At 77.4% G+C, this 4,986-nt stretch carries 3 protein-coding genes; 1 reads left to right on the top strand and 2 read right to left on the bottom strand.

What is annotated here, in order from left to right:
* Positions 1-125 precede the first annotated feature (125 nt).
* Positions 126-2,246 (top strand): serine/threonine-protein kinase, encoded by a 2,121-nt coding sequence (locus C1A33_RS19945; protein WP_101832959.1) that lies wholly within the window; start codon positions 126-128, stop codon positions 2,244-2,246.
* 91 nt (positions 2,247-2,337) lie between these two features.
* Here C1A33_RS19945 and C1A33_RS37505 read toward each other — a convergent pair whose 3' ends face one another.
* Entirely contained in the window at positions 2,338-4,266 is a 1,929-nt protein-coding gene (locus tag C1A33_RS37505) for a serine/threonine-protein kinase (RefSeq protein ID WP_101832958.1), read from the bottom strand.
* A 408-nt stretch (positions 4,267-4,674) separates the two neighbouring features.
* Positions 4,675-4,986, bottom strand: a 312-nt coding sequence (locus C1A33_RS19935; protein WP_133150746.1) for an LppP/LprE family lipoprotein, incomplete at its 5' end; no start/stop codon positions are given.

Below are 4,986 nucleotides of genomic sequence, written 5' to 3'. Positions count from 1 at the left end.
CTGCGGAGATCCAGATCGATCGACGGGGACCCCCGGGCGGGTGGTGCCCGGCCGGGGGTCCCCGTCGATCGATCTGGATCTCCGCAGCGAACTGGAACTCCACAGCGAAGTGGTGATGGCACCGAGTGGTTAGAAAGCTGGGAAGTTCCTACATCCTGGAATCCCGGGTCGGTCGGGGTGGCATGGGTGAGGTGTGGCGCGGGCGCGACGAGGCGGGAAACGTCCTCGCCTTCAAGCTCCTGCTGCCGCACTTCACGGCCGACCCCGGGGTGGTGGCCCGCTTCATGCGCGAGCGGGCCATTCTCATCCGCGTCCAGTCGCCCTTTGTCGTGGCCATTCACGACCTGGTCGCCGAGCGCGGCGACCTGGCCATCGTGATGGAGTTCGTCGAAGGCTCCGACCTGCGCCACGAACTGCACCGCCGCCGCACGCTGCCTCCCGCGGAGGCCGTCTCCCTCGTCGTCGACGTGCTCGCCGGCCTGGGCACCGCCCACCGGCTGGGGATCGTGCACCGCGACCTCAAGCCGGAGAACGTGCTGCTCGACCGCCGTGACGGCCGCACGCGGCCGAAGGTCTCCGACTTCGGCGTCGCCGGTCTGATGGCCTCCGCGACCCGGCTGACGGTGCCGGGCGGCATGCTCGGCACCCCGCTGTACATGGCGCCCGAGAGCGTCGACGGTGGCCCGGTCGGGCCGGCCGCGGACGTGTACGCGGCCGGCACGATGCTCTACGAGATGCTCTGCGGCGTCGCGCCGTTCGCCGGGCGGGAGATGCTGTCCATCCTGCGCGCGCACGCCGACCTCGTGCCCGGCCGACCCCCGGGGGTGCCCGATGCGCTGTGGTCGGTGCTCGCCGCGATGCTCGCCAAGGACCCCGCCGCCCGCCCCGGCGCGGACCGTCTGCGCGCCCTGCTGCCCGGGCTGGTGGGGCTGCCCGCGAGTCGCGCGCTCGGCGACCCGCCGGCGTCGGCGCGGCTGCCGGGCGCGAGCGGAGGCGCGGCGACGGTGCGGGTGCGAGGGCGCGCGGATCCCGCGGGCCTCGCCGGATCGTCGGCGACCGCCCGGCTGGGCCAGCCGGGAGAGGCGGCGGCCGCCGTCATGACGCCCCTGCCGGGCGACTGGCCCGGCGGAGACTCCCTCGGCGCCGCCCCCGCCTTCCCGGCGGACGCCGTCACCGCGGTCGTACTGGCGGCGACCGGCGGTCCGTCCGACGCGGACCGTGCCCCGTCCGGCGCCGCGCCCATGGAGGGGGAGGACGGGGAGGCGGTCGCCCTGCCGTCGGCGCGGCAACCGACTTCGCCCCCCGCCCCCGCGGACGGTGGGGACGATCCGGTGACGACCCCGGTGCCCCTGGCATTGGCGGCCCCGATGCCGTCAGCGCCGGCGTCATCGTCGGCATCCGGGGTGTCGTCGGCATCCAGGGTGTCGTCGGAGCCCGGGGTGTCGTCGGAGCCCGGGACGTCGTCGGCATCTGGTTCGCCATCGGCATCTGACCGGTCGCCCGCGTCGGTGCCGGCTCCGCCCTCGACGCCAGGCGTGGCGGCATCCGGTGCTCGGGGCGGGCCGGACCCGCGCACACGGGCGGACGACCCGCGGCGCCCGGACGCGGCCGGGACGGATGTCCACGGGCAGGCGGCCGATGCCCGCGGGTCGGGGGAACCGGGCAACGGACAGGCGGAGGACGGACAGGCGGAGGACGGCGAGGACGCCGCCGACCCGAATCCCACGGTCATCGTCGAGACGGCGGTGGTCAGGAACGCCCTCGCCAAGGGCGACACGAGGCCCCGCGACCGGGCGCGTGTCCTCGCCGTCGCGGTCGGCCTGCTGCTCGTGCTGGGAGTCGCGGTCGCCGTGGCGGCGGTGCGCCCCGGCGGCCGTCCGGCTCCGGTGCCCGCCCCGGCCGCGCGGGTCAGCGCGACCGGCACAGCGGCCACCGTGACGCCGGCGCCGGGCGCCCCCCAACCGCCGGCGGCGGGCCGAGCGCGTCACCGGCCGCACCGACCAACCCGGGCGCCCCGACGACCCCGCCCGCGCAGCCCACCCACACTCCGCCGCCCGACACCCCGTCTCCCACACCGGCGCCGACCACCGAGCCGCCCACCGACAGGCCCACGGACGGACCGACGAGTGAGCCGACGGACCGGCCGACCCCGAAGCCGAGTCGTAGCTGCACCGGCTCCGCGACCGGGAGCAACCGGTCCTCCGCCAGTGGCAGCCGGAACTGCACCGGGTCCCGCCGGAACCTGACGCCCCAGCCCGGTGACACGGCGTAGGCGACTGCCGTCAGCCGGTGCTCCGCCGTGACGGACCGGAGTTCCCGCGCGGGCGGTGTGGCCCGTCAGCAGACCGGCGGCGGGGGTGTGCCCGGCCCGTTCGGGGCCGCCGTCGGGCAGCCGGTCGGCGGCGCCTGAGCCGACCCGGTCGGCGAGGGGGTGGGCCCGCCGGTCGGGGAGGCTCCGGACGTCGGCGAGGGCCGTTCCGTCGAGGTCGGGGTCGGCTCTACGGTCCCCGGCTGCGGGCTCGGCGTGAGCGGGGTCGGGTCACCCTCTGGTGTCTCCGGCTGGCTGCCGCCGCGCGGCGACCCGGCGGTCGGCGGTGGTGCGGCGGTCCCGTGGGCGACGCCCCCGGGTATCCATGGCATATCGGTACCGGGGCCGGGCGGCGGGGGATACGTGCCCGCGGGTGTGCGGTCCTGCGCGGGGGTCGGGGTCGGTTCCACCTGCGGTTCGCTGCCGCCGCCGGACGACGCGAGGACGGCGGCGACGATGCCGGCCACCAGCATGACCAGCAGCGCGCCACTGGCCAGCGGCGCGGCCCGCCGCCAGGGCGCGGGCAGCCAGCCGAACGTCGCCTCCAGCGCCGCGCTGCCCCATCCCGCCACGCCCGGCCGTCCGGACCCGCTGTCCCGCCTGGGGCCGCCGCCCTGTCTGGGACCGGCGCCCTGTCTGGGACCGCCGTCGGCGAGATGCCCGTCGTCCTCGAGGAGCCCGCCGCCGGCGGGCCGGCCGGCCTCGGCGGACCGGTCGTCGTCGAGGAGCGCGCCGTCGAGGTCGGCTCCCGCACCACGGCCGCCCGGGTTCACGCGTCCCGGCGCCGCGCCGCGCGCGAGAGCCACGGCGGCGGGCGCGAGGCGGGTCGCGACCGCCCCTCCCCGGGGCTCGGTGCGCTCCGTCGCCGGCGTCGGGACGCCGCGAGGCCTCGGCGCGGCCGGGGCGGCGCCCGCGACACCGGGCGGGTTGTCGCCCTCCGGGCCCGCCCAGCGCGGCACGGGCATGGTGCCGACGGAGCGGTCGCCGCCGGGCGGAGGGGTGGGGCGCAGCGCCAGTGGGTGGGTCGGCTGGTCGGGCCGGTCGGGATCGAGGCCGGCCGCCGCCTCGTCGAGGGAGCCCAGCGGTGGGCGGGCCTGCCAGGGGGTCAGGGCCTGCGCGGCGACCCGGTCGGCGTCCGCGGGCGTGCGCACCTGAGGATCGGCGACGAGCCGGCGCACCAGATCGGCGGCGCTCGGGCGGTCCTGCGGGCGGCGGGCCAGCGCGGCGCGCACGAGCGGGACGAGCGCGTCGGGAACGCCGACGATGTCCGGCGGGCGGTCCTCGCGCATCCGGGTCAGCACGTCGGCCTCCTCCGAGGCGAACGGCGGATGGCCGGTGGCCGCGTACGTCACGCAGGCCCCCCAGGCGAAGATGTCGGCCGGCGGGCCGGCACGCTCCCCGCGCAGCTGCTCGGGTGCCATCCAGGCGAGCGTGCCGATGAGGATGCCGGTGCGGGTGTGGCTGGGGACGCCGGTGGCACGGGCGATCCCGAAGTCGATCACCTTGGGGCCGTCCCAGGCCAGCAGGATGTTCGACGGCTTGAGGTCACGGTGGACGACGCCGGCGGCGTGGATCGCGATGAGGGCGTCGGCGAGCCCCACGCCGAAGCCGTGCAGCAGACGCTCCTCCATCCGGCCGTGGCGCAGCACCGCGTCGGCGAGGCTGGTGCCCTCGACGTACTCGGTGGCCAGCCACGGGGAGGCGGCCTCGGGGTCGGCGTCGAGGACGGCGGCGACCGCGCGACCGTGGACCCGCCGGGCGGCGGCGACCTCGCGGCGGAACCGCTCGCGGAACTCCGGGTCGTCCGAGAACCGGGCGTCGGGCACCTTGACGGCCGCGGCCCGGCCCTCGGCGTTGAAGCCGAGATAGACCGTGCCCATCCCCCCCGCGCCGATCCGGTTGTGGATGGCGAACGGGCCGACCTGGCGGGGGTCGTCGTCGACCAGCGGAGTCAGCATCGCCCCGCCCGGCCGCGTGAGGACGCCCGGGCGGCCCGAGCCCGGCGACGGGCACCCGGCCGTCGCCGGGCCCGCTCACCGTCCCGCCCGACCTGCGCCGACATGGTCACTCCTTCGATCACCACGCCAGGACTCCGCACCGCGCCGGGAACCCGACCCACACCCTCGGCCCCGGCCGGTCCACCGGCGGATCCGCTCGGACGGCTCGTCCCCTCTGCGCGCCGCGGCCGGAGCCGGGCACATCCCGGGTGAAACGATAATGCTCCAGGCCATCCAGATGCGGCTGGTCCCGGGGTGACGGGCGCGCCGCCGGCGGGGCGGCCTCCGGCGGGCGCGTCCGGCGGCCCGTCGCCGACCACCCGCGAACGGCGCCCGGTCGCAGGCGCCGTCGGGACACGCAGGGGCGTCTCACCGGCGGCTGTCGGCGGCCTGCGGGTCGGTGGTGGGGATCGGGTCGAGCGTGCTGAAGTTCGTTCCCGTCCAGCGGAAACGGACGTCGGCGTGGCCTGAGGGGGAGCCGATCGGGTCCTGCGGGTTGTAGGTGTCGTACCGCAACGTCACCTCGTGGTCGTTGCGCTGGTTGCGCAGGGCGACGTGCGCGCTGGGATCCTTCGTGTCCGTGCCGCGGTAGCGGCCGTCGGCGAAGACGAACGCGAGCTGGCGCGGGGTGTTGTCGGCGGCCGGCTGGCCGGTGCCGATGACCACGTTGAGGCGGCGGTC

This window comes from Frankia canadensis, from assembly GCF_900197875.1.
Lineage (GTDB): Bacteria > Actinomycetota > Actinomycetes > Frankiales > Frankiaceae > Frankia > Frankia canadensis.
This window is presented reverse-complemented; position numbering and strand designations above follow the sequence as displayed.

Coding starts and splice junctions, on each gene's coding strand:
- C1A33_RS37505 (WP_101832958.1), bottom strand. CDS start 4,266: ATGCTGACTCCGCTGGTCGACGACGACCCCCGCCAGGTCGGCCCGTTC.